The 21029-nt window shown below is 67.6% G+C and carries 16 protein-coding genes; 5 read left to right on the top strand and 11 right to left on the bottom strand.

Features of this window, described 5'->3' with window-relative positions; translation table 11 throughout:
* From A5713_RS02735 to A5713_RS02720, 4 genes are all read left to right on the top strand, one after another.
* Positions 1-288: a WXG100 family type VII secretion target gene (locus A5713_RS02735; RefSeq protein ID WP_067917001.1), complete on the top strand. Its 288-nt coding sequence runs from the start codon at positions 1-3 to the stop codon at positions 286-288.
* A gap of 101 nt (positions 289-389) precedes the next feature.
* The gene (locus A5713_RS02730; protein ID WP_068092258.1) at positions 390-2099 is read left to right on the top strand and encodes a MinD/ParA family protein; all 1710 of its coding nucleotides are present in this window, start codon (positions 390-392) and stop codon (positions 2097-2099) included.
* Positions 2096-3643: a type VII secretion integral membrane protein EccD gene (gene eccD / locus A5713_RS02725; protein ID WP_068092255.1), complete on the top strand. Its 1548-nt coding sequence runs from the start codon at positions 2096-2098 to the stop codon at positions 3641-3643. Before A5713_RS02730 ends, eccD begins: the two co-directional genes overlap by 4 nt.
* Before the next feature lie 115 nt (positions 3644-3758).
* Positions 3759-4493, top strand: a complete 735-nt coding sequence (locus A5713_RS02720; protein WP_156751721.1) for a hypothetical protein — start codon at positions 3759-3761, stop codon at positions 4491-4493.
* Positions 4494-4565: 72 nt separating this feature from the next.
* On the opposite strand, the gene A5713_RS02715 is transcribed toward A5713_RS02720, so the two are convergent.
* The 3 genes from A5713_RS02715 to A5713_RS02705 form a co-directional block, all read right to left on the bottom strand.
* On the bottom strand, positions 4566-6782 hold the full coding sequence (locus A5713_RS02715; protein ID WP_068092249.1) for a hypothetical protein: 2217 nt from the start codon (positions 6780-6782) through the stop codon (positions 4566-4568).
* Positions 6783-6925: 143 nt separating this feature from the next.
* Positions 6926-8440 carry a hypothetical protein gene (locus tag A5713_RS02710; RefSeq protein WP_068092246.1) on the bottom strand — a complete coding sequence of 505 codons (1515 nt, stop codon included), beginning with the start codon at positions 8438-8440 and terminating at the stop codon, positions 6926-6928.
* A 503-nt stretch (positions 8441-8943) separates the two neighbouring features.
* Complete coding sequence (locus tag A5713_RS02705; RefSeq protein ID WP_231980218.1) at positions 8944-9630, bottom strand: FkbM family methyltransferase; 687 nt, start codon at positions 9628-9630, stop codon at positions 8944-8946.
* A 113-nt stretch (positions 9631-9743) separates the two neighbouring features.
* Here A5713_RS02705 and A5713_RS02700 point away from each other — a divergent pair, with 113 nt between their 5' ends.
* Complete coding sequence (locus tag A5713_RS02700; protein ID WP_068092241.1) at positions 9744-10520, top strand: glycosyltransferase family A protein; 777 nt, start codon at positions 9744-9746, stop codon at positions 10518-10520.
* 9 nt (positions 10521-10529) lie between these two features.
* Here the strand turns inward: A5713_RS02700 and A5713_RS02695 are convergent, their stop codons facing one another.
* The 8 genes from A5713_RS02695 to eccE (A5713_RS02660) form a co-directional block, all read right to left on the bottom strand.
* Entirely contained in the window at positions 10530-12170 is a 1641-nt protein-coding gene (locus A5713_RS02695) for a DUF4254 domain-containing protein (protein WP_231980217.1), read from the bottom strand.
* Between the two features lie 125 nt (positions 12171-12295).
* Positions 12296-13351 carry a glycosyltransferase family 9 protein gene (locus tag A5713_RS02690; RefSeq protein WP_082972734.1) on the bottom strand — a complete coding sequence of 352 codons (1056 nt, stop codon included), beginning with the start codon at positions 13349-13351 and terminating at the stop codon, positions 12296-12298.
* Positions 13352-13394: 43 nt separating this feature from the next.
* Positions 13395-14180 carry a sulfotransferase gene (locus tag A5713_RS02685; protein WP_156751720.1) on the bottom strand — a complete coding sequence of 262 codons (786 nt, stop codon included), beginning with the start codon at positions 14178-14180 and terminating at the stop codon, positions 13395-13397.
* 60 nt (positions 14181-14240) lie between these two features.
* Complete coding sequence (locus tag A5713_RS02680; protein WP_369804356.1) at positions 14241-14552, bottom strand: YbaB/EbfC family nucleoid-associated protein; 312 nt, start codon at positions 14550-14552, stop codon at positions 14241-14243.
* 223 nt (positions 14553-14775) lie between these two features.
* Positions 14776-16161 carry a type VII secretion protein EccE gene (gene eccE, locus A5713_RS02675; protein ID WP_068092235.1) on the bottom strand — a complete coding sequence of 462 codons (1386 nt, stop codon included), beginning with the start codon at positions 16159-16161 and terminating at the stop codon, positions 14776-14778.
* Positions 16162-16166: 5 nt separating this feature from the next.
* Positions 16167-17516: a type VII secretion-associated serine protease mycosin gene (gene mycP, locus A5713_RS02670; RefSeq protein ID WP_067922115.1), complete on the bottom strand. Its 1350-nt coding sequence runs from the start codon at positions 17514-17516 to the stop codon at positions 16167-16169.
* A 261-nt stretch (positions 17517-17777) separates the two neighbouring features.
* Positions 17778-19616 (bottom strand): type VII secretion AAA-ATPase EccA, encoded by a 1839-nt coding sequence (gene eccA, locus A5713_RS02665; RefSeq protein ID WP_067922084.1) that lies wholly within the window; start codon positions 19614-19616, stop codon positions 17778-17780.
* Positions 19617-19657: 41 nt separating this feature from the next.
* Positions 19658-21029 (bottom strand): type VII secretion protein EccE (gene eccE, locus A5713_RS02660; RefSeq protein ID WP_068092232.1); only part of this gene is annotated, 1372 nt, incomplete at its 5' end.

The raw sequence follows: 21029 nt of genomic DNA, 5'->3' as shown, positions 1-21029 counted from the left end.
ATGAGCGAACAGTCATGGAATTTCGCGGGCATCGAAGGCGGCGCGAGCCAGATCCAGGGGGCCGTGGCGGCCACCCAGGGCCTGCTCGACGAGGGCAAGAGCTCGCTGCAGAAGCTCGCCGCGGCCTGGGGCGGTAGCGGTTCGGAGGCCTACCAGGCCGTGCAGCAGCGCTGGGACCAGAGCTCCGCGGAGCTGAACGACTCGTTGAAAAACTTGGCGGCCCGCATCACGGAAGCCAGCCAGACGATGGCCCAAACCGAGTCCGGCGTCACGGGAATGTTCTCATAAGCCAGCAACCACGACGAAGCACGAGACTGGGCGAGTTCGACCCCGTGGGAGATCTCGCCTCTTCTCGTGCTTTCGCGGCTGCGAGTGTCTGAGAGGTTCTGATGGCGGCCGACTACGACCGGCTCTTTCCGCCGTCCGACGAGGCTGATGCGGCCGAGGACGCCGGCGGGTACGGGGACTTCGACGTGGACGGTCCGTCCCCGACGCCGCCGGGGCCGCCCAACACACCCCAGCCCAACGGGCACGGCGCGCCGCCCATGCCCGCCGGCTCGCCGGTGGAGCCGCCGCCGGCCGCCGCAGCCGAACACCCGCCGATGCCGGTCGACTTGGCCGCCCCGCCACCCGCGGCGGCGACCCGACCGCCCATGCCCGTCGACTATGACCGGCTTTTCGAGTCGCCCGCCGGCACCGACACATCGGACGGGCTCGGTGCGGACACTGCCTACGACCCCGATATCCCGGCGCCGACCCCGCCCATGCCGACGGACGCGCCGAAGCCCAACGGGCAGGCACCGCCGCCGATGCCCGTCCACTGGCCCGAGCAATCCCCAGCCGAGCACCCGCCGATGCCGGCCGACCTGACCGCAGCGCCACCCCCACCGGTACGGCCTCAACCACGCGGGCCCAAGGAACGCAACCGGGTCGCCAAACAGCCGCCGCGGCATGCGCGTCAAGACCCGGCCGAAGGGCCCAACCCGCAACTCGGCCGCGCCAAGTCGCAAAACAGCCACCGTGCCGGACCCCAATCCACCAAGGGCAACGCGCCCGGACCCTCCCTTCCGTTGCGCCCATCCACCGCACCACCCAACGGCGGACCGCCGGAAACGCGGGGGCGAGGCGAACCAACGGCACCCGCCACGTCGGCGTCCGCCCCGGCCACCGCGACGCCCGAACCCGCGGCGAGGCCGACGGCCGGCAAACCAGCCGCGCGACCGGTGTCGCGGCGGGGCTGGCGGCGCTGGGTCCATATCCTGACCCGGATCAACCTCGGGCTGTCGCGCGACGAAAAATACGAGCTCGAACTCCAGAACCGAATCCGCCGCCCCATTCACGGTTCGTACGAGATCGGAGTGCTGGGTCTCAAGGGTGGCGCCGGTCGGACGTCCGTGACGGCCGCGCTGGGTTCAGCGTTCGCTCAGTTACGCGGCGACAGGATCCTGGCTGTCGACGCGGACCCCGTTTCGGGAGACCTCGTGAACCGGGTCGGACGTCAGACCGCCGCGACCATCGCGGACCTGGTGGCGAATCGAGCGCTGTCGCACTACAACGACGTCCGCGCCCACACCAGCATGAACGCCGTCAGCCTCGAAGTGCTCTCCGCCCCCGACTACAACGGGACGCGGCCGTTATTGAGCGCCGAGGAGTGGAAACGCGCTCTCGGGATGGTGCCCAGGTATTACAACCTGGTGGTGTCCGACTGCGGAGCCGACCTGTTCAGCCCGGCGGCGCATGGCGTGCTTGCGGTGGCGTCGGGGTTGGTCGTTCTGTCCACCGCCTCAGTCGATGGCGTCCGGCAGGCCGCGGTCGCGCTCGACTGGTTGCGCAACAACGGCTACGGCGATCTGCTCGATCGTGCATGTGTCGTCATCAATCACGTCGTGCCGGGAGACTCCACAACCGCGGACAGCGACGTGGTGCGACAGTTCCAGCAGCACGTCCACCCGGGCCGCGTTATCGTGCTGCCGTGGGACGAGCACATCGCCGCAGGCACGGAGGTGCAATTCGCCCTGCTCAGCCCGCCCTACCAGCGTAAGATCATCGAACTAGCCGCAGCACTGTCCGACGATTTCGACAGGAGTGAACGTCGTTGACCGCGTCGACCGCCAGCGCCGCCGCCGCGGCCCCGGCGACCGCCGCGGCACCCCCGCCGAAGCCGGCAACCACCCGGGTCACCATCCTCACCGGGAAGCGGATGACGGACGTCGTGCTGCCCTCGGTGGCGCCGATCGAGACCTACGTCGATGACACCGTCGCGGTGCTCGCCGAATTGCTCGAGGACACACCGGCGGACGTGCTGGCCGGCTTCGAGTTCTCCGCGCAGGGTTCATGGACGTTCGCCCGCCCGGGGGCCCCGCCGCTGCCGGTTGACCAGTCACTGGACGACGCCGGAGTCGTCGACGGGTCACTGCTGACGCTGGTGTCGGTGAGCAGGACGGAGCGGTACCGGCCGCTTGTCGAGGACGTCATCGACGCGATCGCGGTCCTCGACGAATCGCCGCAGTTCGATCGGCCCGCGCTGAATCGCCTCATCGCGGTGGTGATCCCGGCTGTGGCCCTGGTGGTCGTCGTGCTGGCGGCGCTGACCTGGGAGCACACCGGACGTCACCTGTGGTGGGCGCTGGGAATCGGCGTCGGGGGACTCCTCGCGCTGATCGGCGGCTGGGCCGCCAACCGGTTCTACCGGAGCGCGAACCTGTCGGAGGGTTTGCTGGCGGCGGCGTACCCCCTGATAGCGGTCGCCGTGGCGCTGGCCATCCCCCGGCCGCACCGGGTCGACTCGCTGGGCGCACCCCAACTCGCCGGTGCCGCTGCCACCGTCCTGTTCTTGACGCTGATGGTGCGCGGCGGCCCCCGGCGGCGGTTCGAACTTGCATCGTTCATCGAGGTCACGGCGATCGCGGTGACCGCGGCGGCCATCTGCTATGGCTACGGCTGGCAACAGTGGGTGCCTGCGGGTGCCATCGTGTTCGGCCTGTTCACCATCACGAACGCGGCCAAGCTCACTGTCGCGGTCGCGCGCATTGCGCTGCCACCCATCCCCGCGCCCGGCGAGGCCGTCGACCATGACGAACTGCTCGACGCGGTCAAGGGCGACGAGGCCGGCGATCAGGGCGAAAACCGGACCTGGCAAGCGATCATCGCGTCGGTTCCCGACTCCGCCGTGCGCCTCACCGAACGAAGCCACCTGGCCAAGCAACTGCTCACCGGGTTCGTGTTGGCCGGCACCCTGGTGTTGACAGTCGGGACGATCGCGCTGGTCGTGCGCGGCCACTTTTTCGTCCACAGTCTCGCCGTTGCCGGCCTCGTCGCGGCGGCGTGCGGGTTCAGGTCCCGACTCTATGCAGAACGCTGGTGCGCGTGGGCCCTGCTGACCGCCGCAATCGCCGTGCCGACCGGAGTGATGGTCCGGCTAAGCCTCTGGTATCCGGCCAAGGCGTGGCTTTTCCTGACGATGTACCTGGCGGTGTGCCTGGTCGCGGTGGCGGTCGTCGCGGCGACGGTTGCCGTCCGCCGCATTTCGCCCGTCACGAAGCGGATTCTGGAATTGTTGGACGGCACCATTGTCGCCGCCATCATCCCCATGCTGCTATGGATCACCGGCGTCTACGACACCGTCCGCAATATTCGCTTCTGAGCCACTCGGGCGACACCCCAATATCTCCGAAAAACTGGCGCAGTTCGGATGCGGCCCATTCACTAGGATTGTTGTAACACCGTCGACAGAGGATTGGGCAATGACTGAGCCACTGGTGGTCGATCCCTCGCGTTTGAAGGCTGCGGGTGCGACGTTGCGGGCGCTTGTTTTTCCGTCGGTGCCACCACCCATATCCGTGCCGGGTGCGGACGCGATATCGGCGGCGATCAACGAAACTCTTCCAGTGATTGAATCGCCCGTTATCAAGGGATTACCCGCCGCTGAATCGGCGGTCGTCAGAACCGGCTCGAGCATCGTCTCGGCGGCCGGAATGTATGCCGAGACGGATCAGGCCCTGGGTGAGCATGTAGGCGGCGCCCGGTTCCTCGCCGCCGTGCAAACGCCGGCCGCCGGCCCGCCGACCGGTCAGCAATTGCGTGCCACCGCAGACGAATCGAAAGACAAAGACGGTCAAAAGCCCAAACCCGAGCCGAAACCACAGCCCGACAAGAAGGGTCAGCCGACAGACATCGCTGCACCGATGGCACAGCTCAGCGGAATGGGGCAGGCCCTCGGGCCTGTCACGCAAGGCATGCAGACCATCATGTCGAGCGTCCAGCAGGCCACGGGCAGCATGGGCGGGGCTGCGGCGGCACCGGCGCAGCTCGCCGACGACACCACGAAGAAGGACCAGCCGGCCGACGGCCAAACGCAACTGGTCGACCAGACGAAGCCCGACGGGGACCAATCGCTGGGCACCGGCGCCGCGCCCGGTGACCGGGCGTCGGGGATCGCCCCGGTGCGGCCCACGACTGCGCACCGCGCAGAGCCGTCGGAGGTTGGGCTCTGAGCCGGCCGCGGTGACGTCGGCTCGCTTGTGGTGCAAGCGATTTCGAAGCGGGGCCGGGATGTCCGGCCCGTTCTAGGATGCGTCGGCCAGGGCTTCGTCGAGTAACGCGGTGATGCGCTTCCAGTACAGCCAGTCGGCGACCGCGGAGCGCTGGACATCGAGGTCGACTTCGGTACGCGCCTCGGCGAGCAGCGCTTCTTGAGCGTACGCAGCGTAAGTGCGGAATGCGCGCAGGTGGGCGGCTGAGCGGCCAGAGGCCTTGCTGGCCAACGGCTTTACCACGTCAAACCACAACATCGGGCGCTCATCCACCGGCGGACTCGGTTCCGCCGGCGCCGCCGGCAACGTCGTAAGAAGTTGCTGCGCGTCGACCGTTCTCGCGTCGACCGAGGCCGCCAACTCAGCGGCCCCCGCGGGATCCACCACTTCGGAAGTGGGGTGTTGCCCGGCCGGCTCGGCCCCCGCCGGCGCTGCCGGCATCAGGTCGACCAATCGCGCGTCGCTGGTCGCCGCCAACTGTTCCGCCGCCGAGGGATCCACCACTTCCAGCCGGGATCGGCCGACCATGGCACCGCTGTCTGGGATGTCTTCCGGCGTCAACACAATCTTGGCGGCGCCGGGATCGGACTTCGCGAACTGCTCCTCGGTGGCGATCACCGCTCGCAGCTTCTTGTCGTGGTGGTTCGCCCAACCTTGCACGGCCATCACGGGATAGGTGGCCCACCGCGCCCGCTCGTCAGCCGGGATCGCGTCGTCGGCGCTGGCCATGTGCACCTGTTCGGGCAACTGCACGCCGTCGGGTATGTAGGCCACCCCATAGCTGTTGGCCACCACGATCGAACCGTCGGTGGTCACCGCGGTCACCCAGAAGAAGTTGAGATTGGCCATCCCGCCGCTGCCGGGGGCGTTGAGCGCCGCCCCTATCCGCCGCGCCAACTGCAGCGGGTCAGTCCCGCCGCGCCGGGCCGCGTCAGCGGTCGCGGCATCGGCGATGGCGTCACGTTCCGCTCGCGCCGCTGAAACCGGGATGATCGGCGGTGGCACAACAACATCCGCGGTTTCCGCCGGGTCAGGGGACTGCACCTGCGCGGCGGCCGCGGCCCGCGGCGTCGTCCGCGCGGCCGAGGCGGGTCGCATCGTGGGCGGCCCACCCGGCGGCTTCTGCCCGACCGGTGCGGCCGACCGCCCCGCCGACCCCGCACGCGAGCCGCCGGAGGCCCCGCCCGATCCACCCGCCATCGGCCCTGCCGGCATGCCGGTCGCTCCCGCGGGTGCGGCCGTCGTCGACGACTCCTCCGCGCGAGCCGCCGTCGAGGACGACGTCGCCGACGCGGGGGCCATGCCCTTGCTGCCCCCACCCGCGGTGGGTTGAGCCGCGGCCGCCGGACCCAGCGGAGCGGCGGGAGCCGCCGGACCCAGCGGGGCCGCGGGAGCCGACGGTCCACCACCAGGCCCCCCCGGGGCGCCCGGCGTCGCGACGCCGGGCACCCGCGGGGCTGGGGCACCGGGAGCGGGCGCCCCGGGCACAGGCGGCCGGTCGGTGGCGGGCGGCGCTACCGGAGTGGGCTGAGGACCGCCGCCGACGCCACCGCCCGGCGTCGGCATCCCGGGCAGCGAGGGCGCGGGCGTCATCGGTGGCGCCGGCGCCGGCGGTACCGTGCTCGGTTGCTCGGGGACGGGCCGCGGTCGACCTTCCTCGACCGGCGGGGTCTGCGGCGTCGCGTCGGGAAGCGTGAGGGGGGGCGGCGTCTTCTGGTCGAGCAGGTCGTCCAGGGCATTAGGCGGTGGCTTCCACGCCTTGCTCGCCAGGATTCGCTCCGCCGTGCCTTCCATCGTGCTGACGTTGGCCCCGAGCGTCGTTGCGACCACGTTGTTGATGGCCGTGGTGCGCTCGGCGGCGTCCAGGCCGGAATCGCTTTCCAGAATGCTGATCTGCTGCTGCGCGGTTTCGACGTTCTCGGTGATGTCCGACTTGGCCTGCTCGATCGACTGGGCGGTATACCGATCCCAGGTGATGATGGTGGCCAGGCCGTTTTGCAGCGTCATCAACTCGTTGATGTTCGTCCCCAGCTCGCCGTCCGCGGCGCTCGCCGCGCCGCCCGACCAGACACCGCCACCGAAGATCTCGTTCCGTTGATACCGGCAGGTGTCCAAGACGTCTGTGACTTCCCGCAACACCTGGGTGTACTCCACGGCCCGGTCGTAGAGGGCATCCTCATCGACTTCCGGCCACCCGCCCGGCTCGAGCATCTGCTCGGCGTATGCACCGGTCGGCTTGGCAATACCCATCGCCTACTCCTCTCCCCTCTCCGAACATGCCGCCGGCATGGGCGAACCCGGGAGTTGGCGGGTGCCGAAGCTCATGGGTAATAAGCGTAATCGACGTGGGGACAGGCTAACTGCGGCAAAATGACCGACCGGCCGGGCGTTGATTACTTGTCAGGGCCGCCGGCCTTGCGCGGTCGATTGCCGATGACGCCCTCCGTCCATTGCCGCTCCTCGGTGTACATCGACTCGTCCTCGGACTGCACGCGCTTGCCCTTGCCGGCATTTTGTTGGCCTTGACCGCCCATGGGCGCCATGCCGCCCATGCCCCCGCCCATCGCGCCGCCCACGCCTGGCACCCCGCGGCCCGCAGCCGCCGCGGCCCCCGGGGCCGCCGACGCGGGACCGGCGGCCGCGCCGGTTTCCGTCGCGGGCTGTAACGGCATCGAGGGCATGCCGGCGCCGCCACCCCCGAGCGACGCCGGTTTGACCCCCCCTTTCATGCCGGCGGCCCCCTTCTTCAAGTCCTTCACGGCCTGGTCCAGCTTCGCGGTGTCCGCCCCCGGCGGCGCCGTGGGCATGCCGGGAACCGACGGGACGGTGGGCGCGGCGGCCGGCGGAGAGCCCCCGTCGTTAAGGGGGTTGTTCGGGTCGAATGGGTTGTTGGGGTCGAACGGGTTGTCGGGATCGAACGGGTTGTCGGGCTTGCTGGGGTCGTCGGTGCCGTCGTCGGTCTTCGGGGCGTCAATGCGTGTGGCCGGCACCGGGTTGTCGGGAACGATCTGCGCCAGCGGTATCTGTCCGCTCGAAACGTATTGGGCCAGCGCCGATTCGGACTGTGCCTGCAGCTTCTCGTACCATTCGATGGCGAGCGATATGTACCACTGGCTGTATTGTGTGTAGCGCTTGTACCAATAATCGCACTGCGACACTTCGTATGTGGTGGGATGCGCGCCTTCCTGCGCGTGCTGGTTTTGGTAGCCGGTCGTGAGGGTGGCCTTTTTGTGGGCGTCCACGACGATGTTGGCCTGTTTGGCAAGCTGGCGGCACTTCGCGACCATCGAAGATATCCATTGCCGCTGTTGGGCGAAGTTCGTCTCAACGGCGGTCCTGGCGTCGCCCTCCCACGAGACAAAGGGGCGGAACCGGTCGCTGGTCTCCCGCTGGAAAGTCAGCTGGAACGTATCCCATTCGGTCGCGAATGCCCGGAACGCTCTGCCCTGGTCGCCGGCTTCGATATCCTTCGCGGCTTGGCGGACCTCGTAATAGGGATATTGGAACGCCGGTGGCGGTGGCGGCGGCGGTGGCAGATATCCGCTGTAATCCTCGTCCGGATCGCACAGGGCCGAGACCTGTTCGCTTGCGCCCGCGGAAGCCGACGTCCCTCCCGAGCCGTCGTTCATGGTCTTGTCGATGGCCGCCGCGGATCCCTCGTCGGCCTCTTCGTACGCCTTGGCCGCATTCCGCAGCGATTTCGCCAGGGTCCGCCATTCCCGTTGGCACGCCTTGAGGTACGTCCGCATCTGGTCCGCGTTTTGCGCGAGCTGTACGGCGGCATCCTTGACGAAAGAGATCTCGCACGGTCCCGGTGGGTTGGTGGAAGGGATTGCGGGAAGGGGTCGCTCGATTTCGTCCGCGCGCGCCATGAGCTCTTGGTATTCCACGTTCAGCGTCTGCGTCATGTCGGCTCATTCTCCTTGTGCTGAGGCCAGCATCCTCGGTTGCTCATGTCCTGGGTACGCCATCGAGGGAACGGTCGTGCGCGGGTCCGGAAAACGGGCGATCCCGCAATCGGCGGTGCGACACAGCGCCGGTGTCGCCGAGGAGCACGCCCGCTCCGGCGACACCGGTAGGCAGAGATGGCGTAACCACCGACCACCACCCCTCTCGTCTTGCCGGCCATGCGGGCGGTGCAGTGACGCCGCAGCCACTACCGTGTGCCATCCTATTCCACCGAACAGGGCCCACGCGCGGCGATTTTTTGCCTGATGACACCGGTTGGTGCGGCTTTGCGGTGCACCGAATCGGGTGCCGGAGCGCACCGGGAATTCGGATTACGGCAACCGCGGACCGAGGTGGAACGCCGTGTGACGGACCGGTTCTCGCCGTTCGGCCCGAGCGGGGGCGCGCTCGACCGGCCGCCGCAGGTCAGCGGGCCGCGAACCGGTTCCCCGACCATTTCGGATCATTCGCCGCCACGGAGAAAGACCCCGTCGGCCTGCAATACTCGGCCATCGCGTACGTCGATAAAGAATGGGAGATACCCCCTCAGGGTGAGACCCAGGGATTGCACCAGATCAAGGGCCTCTTGGGCGAGCATGCCACCTTCGTACAACGGCACGAAGGTCAATTCGAGTTGCACCCCCGCGCAATGGCGATTGACCGTTGACTCGCCCCCGGCGATCACCTGTTTCTCAAACCCCTGCACGTCGATCTTGAGAAAGGCCACGTCGCCCGGCCCCAGCAGAGCCGGCGCGACGGAATCGAGTCGGCATATCGCCACGTCCTCGGTCCCGACATAGTTCGCCTGAGGATAGACATCCCGGTGGCTCTTCAGCATGGGTAACACCGAACTACTGGCACCCGCGTTGCCTGCGACGTTCATCTCGATCGTCCCGTCATGATCGCCGAGCGCGCACTGCCGGCAATCCCAAAGCGGATCGCCCGATGCCGCGCGTTCCAAAACGGAGAACGGCCCGGACAGCGGCTCGAAAGAGATTATGCGGCCCTCGAAGCCGGCCGCACGGAGCCCGGCAGCGTATTGTCCTGAATTCGCGCCGACATCAAAAACAGTGTTCACCCGGCGGGATTGGAGTTCTCTGACCAGAGTGCGGTTCCAATCGGATTCGGTAAAATGGCGTCTCACCGCGATGTCGGGACCATTCGCGATCCAATACACCGCGTTACGCTAACACGCTGTCAGTACCGCCCCGGAGCATCCGGCACAAGACGGGCTGGGCCCGAAATCGGCTACGCTAGCCGGCAGTGAAACTCGACATACACCTTCAGACCCATTCCGACATAAGCGTGCACGGGGCGCACCGATACGTCGGCGCCCCGAAAAGCGAAATCATGCTGCGCTGCGCGCGGTCGCTCGTGACATCGATCAATCAAGCCGACGGCGACATCGTCTTGCGGGTCTTCGATGACCACTCGTCGGCCGAGACCGTCTCGATTCTGCGGCGGATACTTTCGACATGCAGCTATCCGGTTGAATTCGTCGCACTCGAGGACAGGGGCTACAACGCATCCTGCCTGGCATCGTTTTCCCGTGCGCGCGACGATGCTCGCGAGGTGGTCTATTTCGTCGAGGACGATTATCTGCATACGCCTTCGGCCATCGAGGAGATGCTGGCAGCGCACGCGTTGTTCAAGGACAAGCTCGGCGGGCGGGAAGTGGCCCTGCATCCGTACGACGATCCCAAAAATTATTGGAGCATGATATTCAGTCGTGAGGATTGTCGCGTGGTGTACGGCACGAAAAGGCATTGGCGCACCAATACACATACCACGAATACCTGCTGGGTCGAAATGGGGACGTTACGGAGGAATTGGGAGCTTTTCGACCGGCTCGCGCGATACTCGAGCACTCCCTACGGCGTCGCGAATCACATCTTCGAAGCGTCGACGATCAACGAGATCTGGCGGGAGCAGGTGACACTTTTCACCCCGATACCGTCGCTGGCGCTGCACCTTCAATACGAAGAGCACAAGGACCCGTATCTGGACTGGGAAGAATGGTGGAACTCGGCGGCCTATTGATCCGGACCGTCACGCGTCGCGGGACTCGAACAGCGCACAGTAACCTCGCTGATCTGCCGACTTGAATTGCCTGTACAGCTTGAATCTGAGGTCGCCGTCTCGCATCCGGGTGAGGAACCGCTCGAGCCCGCGTAGGAGGTCGTCGTACTGCTCCTCGAGCACCCCGAGGTGCGAGGCACCGTGTTCCGATCGGTTCGTGTGCAAGATCCGCAGCGTCAGGACGGAAAGTCGGTCGACGATTGTGCCGGGGGTTTCCGTGTGCAGCGCGGCGCTCGGGCTGGGATTGAGACGAGCGAGCAGGGCGGCGTCGATGTCTTCGATGGCGGCGTTGCGCCGGGCGTTGAGGTCGTCGATGCAACGTTTCCTGCGAGCCACCTCGTTGTCGCCGGCACCGGGCCTGCGAACTGCGTCTTCGTGATGCCACAAGCCGAAGTTCATCGCGTGCAGGTGCAGGGCTTTGGCGGCGATGCTGCCGTCATCGGCGGCGCTGGCGGGCTCGGCGCCATGCCAGGACAGCGCGGTGTCGTGGAATTGCCGTACCGTGGACAGCAGCTCCGCGTCGGGCGAATCGTCTTGTGCGCCAGCGGGTGCATCATCCCGAAGTCGCGCCGCGGTATGGACGTGCTCTTCGGCGAGCTCCTCCATCGCGCTGAGGACCCGCTCCACGGTGATGTCCAGCATGCTGTCCGCATCGATGTGCCGGTGCGGCGCGAACCGAAACCCCCACGTCGCCGACTGCGTCGGGCCGAAGAGCCCGACCCCCGGCACGCGCGCCAAATCGGCGGCATGGAGCATCGAGGAGTCGATCCCCACGAAAAGATCGGCCTCGGCGACCAGGCCCATCGTGAGGTCAAGCGGCGCCCCGAGATAGGGAAAGACGCGGTCGCGCTCGCGCCCCACGTTGAGCTCCTCGTGTCCCATCCCGACGACCCAGGCCACGAAATCGCGATGGCGTGACAAGAACCGGTCCAGCAGTTCGACGAACCTGCCGACCGGCCACCGCTTCTTCGCCCAACCGGTATCGGCGTGCACGACAAGCACTTTCGTCCCCGAGGGTAAAGCGGCACGGATCGATCGAACGTCCTGCTGAACCGGCGTTGGGATGGGCACCGGCTGCGCGTAGGCCTCGATCCGCGCCGAAGGATCGAACAGCAACGCCAACTTGAACGCCAGGTCGGCCGAGTGTGGCACATCGCGCGGCACCACAACGTCGTACGCAACGCCGGTCGGGAAGCCAATGCTTGTCGCGGGTGCGAGACGTTCCAGCAGAGGTCGCAGGAAAGCGTTCGAAGGCACCTCCCACGGCACGGCATCGATGAACAGGTCGACAGGGCCGATCTCGGACACCACGGCGTCATAGTCGAGGATTCGGTTTGAGGGTGGCCCCAACGAGGGCCCGACCGGCGGCGAGCCCGTGATGTCGACAAGGCGGGAATCCACTTCGCGGAAGCACAGGTCGTGGGCGATCTTCGGGCAAACCAGCGTGAGCGGGGCGGTGAACATCTCGCCCAACGCGCGCAGAGTCGGCAGCGTCAGCACCGAGTCACCGATGAGCGTGGAGAAATAGATTGTGGGCGTACGCGCGTGCAGCAACTGGCCCAGCATGCCACGCTCAACCGTGACCGCGTGACCGCCCTGCAGCACCGTCATTTCGCGCAATCCGACCATCCTTCGCAGAGCTTAGAACCATAAACCGACCGTGTCGCGTCGCGTTAGCCGGCGGCTTCGGGCCATCGTCCTGGGTGTACCGGCGAAACCGGTTCGGCGGCCATGGCTTACACGCGCTCTCCGGCCAGATCCTCCATCGCATCGAGCGCCGCCTCCACGGCGATATCCGCCATCAGCGGCATGTCGAGGTGCCGGTGTGGCCCAAACCGGAAGCCCCAGGTCTCGGACCGCGTCACACCGAACAACCCAACGCCCGGGACCCGGGCCAGGTCGGCGGCATGCAACATGCACGAATCGATCCCCACGAAAAGGTCCGCGCTGGCCACCATGCTCATGGTCAGGTCGAGCGGGAGCCCAAGCCGGGGAATCACCCGGTCACGCTCACGCCCGACGTTGAGCTCCTCATGCCCCATCCCCACGACCCAGGCCACGAAATCGGGGCGGCGCGACAAGAACCGGTCCAGCAGGTCGATGAACCTGGTAGCGGGCCAACGTTTTTCCGCCCAATCGGTGTCGGCGTGCACGACGAGCACCTTGACCCCCGCGGGTACGCCGGCGCGGATCGCCCGCGCCTGTTCCTGCACCGCTGGTGGAATGGGTAGCGGCTGGGCGTAGCTCTCGATACGTAGCGAAGGATCGAACAGGCGCGGCAACTTGAACATCAAGTCGGCGTAGTGGATCTGTTCCCTGGGGACCACGTAGTCATAACCGTAGTCGGTCGAGAAGCCGATGGTCGTCGTCGGCGCCAGGCGTTCAACCAGAGGTCGAATGACGGTGCTGGACAAGGCGCTCCACGTCAGGGTGTCGATAAAGACATCGACGGCGCCGATCTCCGCCGCCAGGGTTTCGTAATCGCGGGCCCGGGGCAGCGATCCCGGTAAGGGGTGCGGTCCCGCCAGGGGCAATCCCGTGGTGTCCACATGCCGGTCGCTGATCTCCCGGAAGCACAGGTCGAACACCACCTTGGGGCAGATCAGCGTGAGCGGGGAGGTGAACATTTCGGCCATCGCTCTCAGCGCCGGCAACGTCAACAGGGAGTCCCCGATATTGGAGACGAAACATGCCGCGGGCGTGTCCGCCCGCAGCAGATCCCTTGGCAGGCCGCGCTCGGCGGCTACCGAGTCCCGCCCGGGGAAACTGGGGTTTCGCTCAGAACCGACCATCCTCCGGCAAAGCTTAGACTCTGCCGGTGTCCGCGGGACCCGTTCAGTCGTAACCGAACCGCCGCGCAAGGGTTTCAACCTGGCCCCAGACCCGATCGCCGGCGTCGACCCGGCCCCGGATGGGTGGCGCTTGGCGCAAGGGCGAAAGGTTGCCGACCTTCCACGGCAGCGGAACGCCGTCGCGCAAGAACTGATGGTCGCCGACGGTCTCGGGCGCTGAATGGGCGAGCGCGACGGCGCTGTCGGAAAAGGTGAGACCCCACCGGCCCAGGGCCGCGTCGAGCGTCGCCGTCGGTCGCCGCGCGAAGTCCTCGTAGCGCAGGACGACCAACTCGGCGTCGGCGGTCTCGAGCGGCTCCAGGCTGCTATCCACCAGCGCCAGCGCTTCGGCAACCGAATCCTTGATCCAGAAGTCCATCGGTGTCCGGTGGGGCGATTCCCGATGCACCAGACAGGAATTCACCACCTCTCGGGGATCGCGCAGGACGAAGAGCACCGCGGCCTCCGGAAAGCTGCGCCTGAGGGCCGCCAGCTGGGTCGCATACCTGGGGTTCTTTTCGCCCCAGATGACGCCGGGGCCGGCGATCTCGCCCATCAACGTACGCAGGACCAGTGCCGGGTCGGCCGTTTCCCGTGCGCGGCGCCGATAGTCCAGGTAGACGCCTCGCTCCAGCAGAAACGCTTGCAGCGTGCCGATCACCGACTCGCCGTACCTGCCGACCTGGATCAGATCGATCTCGTCGAAAATCCTGATGTTGTCATGGTGATTGAGGAACTGGGTGACCATGGTCATCCCGGATCGTGGTGGCCCCGTGACGAAAAGCTGCACGGCCGTCTCCCGCACGGCTGTCAGGCGGGCATCACAAAACGTGGCCGGTCGTGGAGCTACTCAGCTCATGCCCACGGTGTTTTGCAGGGAACCGAGAATGTCGGTGAGGTTGGCGACCAGCTGCGCTTGCTGAGCTTGGATGGCTTCGGTCGCGCCGGCTTGCGCGTTGGCCAGCGCCTCGTTGATGCGCCGCTGCACCGTGTCGGCGCCCAGCCGCAGCAGCCCGTCTTCGATATGCAGGTCGACGAGGCACCGATGCCCGTTGATGGTCACTTCGACGGTTTCCGTCTCGTCCGATGCCGTGAACGATTCAGTGTTCGTAAGGTGCATCTGGTCCTCGAGGGCCTTGTTGAACCGCTCGAACTGCGCCAACGTCTCAGTAACCTGCGGGTGTGGTTCCCTGCTAGTCATGTGCGAGGTTCCTTCAATCTCGGGGACGCCTGGCTGCGTGGCCGATTACCGGTATGGCCTCGCTCCACGGCAGACCCTCAGTCTAGGGTGACCCGACGCCGGTCAGTGACGGCTTTTTTGCTTGTTGCCCGCCGCACACCCTGGCCGTTTGTGCGATGACACCCGGAGTTTGCCGGCCGTTTCCCTAGCGCGGCAGCGCGCTCTGGTAGCGACTCTCCTCGGGCGGCGATACCGGTCGGATGGGTAGCTGGCGATGCCTCGGAGTGCTGATCACGTTGTGGCGCAGCGTCACCCGTGCCACCCCCGGGTGACGTCCGAGATAGGTGGTCGCGTGGGGCCACGCCACCTTCGATTCCGGCCCTACGTGCGCACCGATCAACTCGGCGAACTCGGTGAAACGCGGCCCGAGCGTGACGTTGCCGCCCGAGGCGGTGGCCCGCACCGCAAATTGCATGAATGCGCGGGCATCACCGAAGTTGATACTCGTGTCGATGTCGTCGAACGGCATGTACACCGGGTACTGGTTCGCCGTCTCGCCCACCAGCACGCCCGCCGACCCGATCGGGAGCTGGTAGTGCCGGTCGGGGACCAGGGACTGGCCGTGCAGCGCGGCGCGCTGGCTCCCGGACAGGCGGGTGAAACCCCGTGGCTTCTTCGGCGACTCCGAGGTGGTCAGCAGCACCGTCGACTGCGGCGTCCTGCCGGGCACCACCCGGACCCGGGTAATGGTGTGGTCGGCGTGCACCGACCACCACACGTCCGGCCCTCCGATCGCGGTGTAGGCCGCGGTGAAGTTGTTGCCGCCCTTGATCTTTGACCAGCGTTCCCGCTCGAAGCTGATCTCGGTGGCGTGGTCGTAATCATCGAAGCTGCGTCCACAGACGGCGTCGACGCCGTGCCCGGCGAGCTGGTCGGCGATACGCGTCGCCGACGACACCAGGTAGCGGATCAACCCAGCCACTCCATGGTCGCGCCGCTGCGCCGAGCGGCGGGTGCGCTGCGGCTCGGCGCGCAGCATGATCCAGGTCCGCCGGTGCGCTGGAGCCGGGTCGGTGCCGGTCACCTGCTGGTAGAGGCTGAGCAGCTCGGCCGACGCCGGCTTACCGGTCCGGTAGCCGGCCGAGACGATGTCGGCCTCCAGGTCGGGGCAGTTGATCTCCAACAGTTGCTCGAGCAGCCGGGTGTCCACGACGTCGTCGGTATGCGCATGCCCGTCGACGATGACCGTCGGTGTGAACGGTCGGGGGATGAGTTCGATGACGGCGACCAGGACTTCGCCCTCCCAGCGCACGGCCACATGCTCTCCCGGCTGCACGGTGGCGCCGACGGCCGGCTCGGAGGGAACGTCGGGCTGCCTGCGGCGCCGCACCAGCCAGGCGCACGCGGTACCGATCCAACCGGTCAGCCGGCGACCGCGGAACGTCACCAAGGCAAGTACCGCGGCCACCGCCACCAGAGTGGGTCCCGCCCATTGGTAGCGGGTTCTCATGAACAAGAGGATGCACAGCGGCGCGATCGCCGCGACCCACAACGCGTGGCCGCTGGAGAACCGTAACCGGAAGGCCCTCATGCGATTCAGCGCCTTCGCAGAGCTTGTCTGGTCAGGGTGGCCAGCCCCAACGCGACCAGCAGGCCGAAGATGCCCGCGGCGACAACGGTGATGGGCCCGTGATCAGGCGGCGGCACGGGGGCCGGGGGCTGAATCCGGTTGACAATCAACGGTGTAGCCGCCGGGGCGCCGGCCGGAATAGCCCATGTGAGTGCCGCGAACGCATCGACTGTGCCCGCCCCGACAGCGTCGTCGACGCCGCCGCCGGGGTGGCGCGCGCTGGCCGTGATCCGGTTGATGACCTGCGCCGGCGCCAAGTCCGGGAACTTCTGCCGAAGCAGCGCCGCGAGCCCGGAGACGTACGCGGCGGCGAACGAAGTGCCGGCGATCGGCACCGGGCCGTCCTTGCCGGGCAGGGCGTCCACCGGCTCGCCGTCGGGACCGAGCGCGACGATGTTCTCCGCCGGCGCCGCCGCACCCACCCACGGGCCGTGCATCGAGAAGGGGCTCGGCGCCCCGTTCTGGCCGACACCGCCCACGGCCAACACCAACGGTGCGTACCACGCCGGCGTGACGATCGTTTGCACCTGCTGCCACCCGCGGGGGTCGTTCGGCATGGACGGGTCGGGCGGCGGGTTCTGCGCGCAGTCGCCACCGGTGTTGCCGGCCGCGACGACGACCACGATGTTCTTGACGTTGACCGCGTAATTGAGGGCCGCTCCCAACGTGGATTCGTCGACCGGCTTTCTCACCTTGAAACATGCCGCTTCGCTGATGTTGATCACGTTGGCGCCCAAGTTGGCGGCATGCACCACCGCGCGGGCCAGGCTGCGGACGGATCCGGCCGCGGGCGACGCGTTGGGGTCGTTCTGGTTGGCCTGGTTGTCCTTCGGCTCGTACGCCTCCGACGTCTGGCGCAGCGAGATCACCCGGGCGTCCGGTGCGACGCCGACGAATCCGTCGGTCAGCGCGGGCCGGCCGGCGATGATCGACGCGATCAGCGTCCCGTGCGCATCGCAGTCGGACAGGCCGTCGCCGTCGGCAACGACGAAGTCGCCACCCGGCTCGGCGGGGACCCGAGGCGAGGGATCCACCCCGGTGTCGATGACGGCCACCGTGACGCCGGCGCCCGTCGCGAACCGGTGTGCCGCGCCGACGCCCAGGTACGCGTCGGCCCACGGTGGATCGTGAAAGTTGGTTCCCGGCAACGTCAATGGGGCCTTGCAGACGCGGCGCTGTTCGAGCGGTTGGTCAGGTCCCGTTGTGTCGGGCGGCATCGCGGCCGGGTCGATCGAGGGCGGGGCGACCGCCGACGCGGGGGGCGCGGTGAACAGCACGATCGTCAGCGTCACCGTGATCAGCCAGATACGGTGCACCGCCGGACACTCCATTTCGATCAGCCGCGGCGCTGGTCCTGCCCGCCGACCATTCGGGAGCAGTATTCGCGGACGTGGCGCCGCCTGCATCTTAAGCATGCCCGGCCGCATCGATGACGCGTTTCCTCGAGAGTGCGCCGGGTTACGCCCGGCGGCGCCTGGAGCCCCCAAAGAGCCGTCGCGGCACGCTTTTCCCCGCGCGGGTGGAATATGAACGCCACCGGAACGGCGGGTGTCCGCCAGCCGTCCAATGGATGGCGGCTACCAGACGATGGCCGCCATGTCACGGTTGTCCGAACACACGCTGCGCACCGCGGCCTCGATGTCGGGGGCGGTGATGATCTGCAGGTCCTCGACGGTCACCGCCTGGCCGGCACGCTTCTGCGCGACCACGCGGGTGTCCCGGAAGCCCTCCGCCCGCTCGATGACGTTGCGGGCGAACCGGCCGTTCTGCATGGCGTCGATGCCGTGCCGCCCCCCGGGCGTCGTGTAATTGCGGATGGTGGTGGCCGCGTCCAGGAACGCCTCGCGCGCGGCGTCGTCGAGCTTGCTGGCGCGCGGTGCCGCGTAGCGCTGACCGATCTCGACGATCTCGGCCGGCGAATACGACTCGAACCGCAGCTTGCGGTTGAATCGGCCCGCCAAACCGGGGTTCACGGTGAGGAATTCGTCCACCTGGTCCTCGTATCCCGCACCGATGAAACAGAAGTCGAAGCGGTGCGTTTCCAGCGCGACGAGCAGCTGGTTGACGGCCTCCATGCCGATCATGTCGGGTGTGCCGTCTTGGTGCCGCTCGACCAGGGTATAGAACTCGTCCATGAAAATGATTCGGCCCAGCGACTTTTCGATCAGCTCGTTGGTCTTGGGCCCCGACTCCCCGATGTAGTGGCCGCAGAAGTCCGACCGGCGGACCTCGCGGATTTCGGGATGCCGCACGATCCCCATGCCGGCGTAGATCTTGCCCAGCGCCTCGGCGGTGGTGGTTTTACCGGTACCGGGCGGACCCACCAGCAGCATGTGGTTGGTCTGCCCCTCCACCGGCAGGCCGTGCTCGAGGCGCATCATCCGCACCTCCAGCTGGTCTTCGAGCGCCGACACGGCCTGCTTGACCGCCGCCAGCCCGACCTGCTTGGCCAGCAGAGCGCGGCCCTCGGCGAGCAGCTCGGCGCGCCGCTCGGCGGTGGCGTCGTCGTCGAGCTCGTCGCGGCTCTTGGCCGTCGACGCGTCCCACCGGTCGGTGCGGCTGGCGATGGTTTCCTCGTCGGTGACGACCAAGTGCAGGTTGGGGTCGGCCAGAGCCGCCTTCGCGGCCTCGGTCAGGACGCCGTTGATGGTCGCCTTGGACAGCCAGACCTGAGCCTTGTCCTCCTCACGCAGCTGGCGGTGCACCATCCCGCGGACATAGGCCAGGTCGGCGACCAGCAGCGGGATATCGGCCGGCCCGATCGAGGCGGTCAGCACGTCGGCGTCGAAGCGACCCGACGCGTTGGTTTGCCCGATCACGTCGACGCGGTCCAGCCAGTCCAGGGCGACCCTGCCCTGCCCCAGGTGGGCGGCGGCGTGGGCCGCCAGCGCGCAGATCGACGCCGTCACGGCCGACATGATGATGGCCTGCGGCGGCAGCTCCTCGGCGGCCGTCAGCAGCACGTCCGACCAGCGCTGCGTGGTGTACATCAAGAACGCCCGGGCCAGCTGGTGCCATTGGTAATTGGCCCAGGCATCCAGCAGGTCGCGATTGGCGAGCAGCCGGTCGGCCTCGGCGTACTCCCCGGCGATGGTCAGCGCCGACGACAACGCGAGCCCCACCTGCGACGCGTCGGTCACCGTGATCCCGATGTAGGGGCCCAGCTGGATCTCCGCGGCCAGCGTCTGCCCGATGCGGGTCGTCTCGCGGTGCAGCCATTCGCTGGTGGCGTAGAGCTTCTTCAGCGAGGCCAGGTCGTTGTCGCCGCACGCGATGCGGCCCAGCCACGCGTCGGCCATCGACGGGTCGGCATCGGTGGCGGCGACGAACTCGGGCAGCGCGGCCGCCCGGCCCTGCCTGTTCTTGACGGTCATGGCCCGGTCGAAATGCCTACGGGCGGTTTGCAGATCACCCATCGTGTGCGCTCATCGAACTATGCCTCAAACTCTTTGACGTCCTATGTGACCGACATGGTGACCGGCTCGAGACTCACGTAGCGGTTCTCGGCGCGGAACATGTCCATCTCGACCAGCCAGTCCTCGCCCGCCGCGCTGACCCGCACCATTGCGGGACCAACCTGTTCGATGATCACCTCGAAGTTGTGCCGGTGCCCTTCGGGCAGCCTGGTGCCCGCAGGCGCGACGGTGATCACGGTCGCGGGTCGCGGGGTGGGCGAGATCGAAGCGACGTGCTCCACGACGCTGACGGTGGTGCGCGGCGCGGGGCGGACGGTGCTGACGACGCTGATCTCGGGCATTCGCACGGTGGCCCAGCGCGTCATGTCGCGGGTGTGCACGCAGACCCGCTCGCCGGCGCCGGCGGTGCGGATCACGATGCGCTTGGCGATCGGGTCGTCAGCCGCCACGAAAACCCTTGACAGTTCACCGGCGTCGGTGACGGGGATCATGAGCCGGTCCCCGTTGCTCAGCTTCCCGATCAGCACGCCCGACGGGCCGATCTCGGTGAGCAGATGCTCCGGCAGCGGGCTGGGACGCAGCGCCCGCAGGTGGGGCCGCGGGCCGCACATGTTGGCCGCCGCGGCGGCGGCCTGTTCCCCGTTGAGCCGGCGCAGGATCACGCTGGGCGGGGTGGGAGCCGGTGTCGGTGTGCGCACGGTGATGGTCGCCGTGCAGGTCGCGTCCGGGTACACGGTCACATTCTGGATGACCTCGTCGACGCGCAGTGTCCACGCCTGCGACAGCACGCGCGAGTTGATCGCCTCGGCCGGATACGCGTAGGTCGTCATCCAGCCACCCTCGCCGCGGATGGCCTTCCAGCGCTGCACGTCCCCCTCGATCGCGTCACACCCCAGCCGGCGATCCAGCTCCGCCAGGTCGGTGGCGTTGGCCACCTTGGCCCGCAACCCCTGGCAGCGCAGCAGGCCCGCGATACGCTGCGCCACCGAAATGGCCGCGGCGCCAACGGTTGTCCGCCAACGCAGCGCTTGCGTGTTGTCGATGATCGACAGCCGCATGATCAACCAGGTTTCGCGCCGGCCCGCATATGGCGGGGTACCGATCTCCGAGTCATACACCCGCGGGTAGTCCCCGACGGTGCCGTGCCGGGAGCCGAGTGATACGACGCTGATCGAGTCGAGCATCAAACCCAGCGCCTGGTGCATCATCGGCACCAATTCGACGACGTCGATGACGTTGTCGGTCTCGACGGTCACCGAGCCGGTCACCGTGGTGGCTTGGTGCGCCCTGCCCAGCAATTGCACCGCCACCACCGCGACGCCGTCCTGCACCCGGACGCCACCGCCGGAACGGTTGTTGGCCACGGTCAGTGGGGCGTCCCAGCTGATCGGCCGCCGGCCGTGGCACCACAAC

Origin of the sequence: Mycobacterium sp. E2497 (assembly GCF_001668695.1) — a bacterium.
GTDB lineage: Bacteria > Actinomycetota > Actinomycetes > Mycobacteriales > Mycobacteriaceae > Mycobacterium.
The sequence above is the reverse complement of the archived record's forward strand: the minus strand, read 5'-3'. Positions and strand labels throughout refer to the sequence as shown.

What these genes read in the sequence shown, in the direction of transcription:
- A5713_RS02735 (WP_067917001.1), top strand. Translation starts at nt 1, where the DNA reads ATGAGCGAACAGTCATGGAATTTCGCGGGCATCGAAGGCGGCGCGAGC.
- A5713_RS02730 (WP_068092258.1), top strand. Translation starts at nt 390, where the DNA reads ATGGCGGCCGACTACGACCGGCTCTTTCCGCCGTCCGACGAGGCTGAT.
- A5713_RS02715 (WP_068092249.1), bottom strand. Translation starts at nt 6,782, where the DNA reads ATGGGTATTGCCAAGCCGACCGGTGCATACGCCGAGCAGATGCTCGAG.
- A5713_RS02710 (WP_068092246.1), bottom strand. Translation starts at nt 8,440, where the DNA reads ATGACGCAGACGCTGAACGTGGAATACCAAGAGCTCATGGCGCGCGCG.
- A5713_RS02695 (WP_231980217.1), bottom strand. Translation starts at nt 12,170, where the DNA reads ATGACGGTGCTGCAGGGCGGTCACGCGGTCACGGTTGAGCGTGGCATG.
- A5713_RS02690 (WP_082972734.1), bottom strand. Translation starts at nt 13,351, where the DNA reads ATGGTCGGTTCTGAGCGAAACCCCAGTTTCCCCGGGCGGGACTCGGTA.
- eccE (WP_068092235.1), bottom strand. Translation starts at nt 16,161, where the DNA reads ATGAGGGCCTTCCGGTTACGGTTCTCCAGCGGCCACGCGTTGTGGGTC.
- eccA (WP_067922084.1), bottom strand. Translation starts at nt 19,616, where the DNA reads ATGGGTGATCTGCAAACCGCCCGTAGGCATTTCGACCGGGCCATGACC.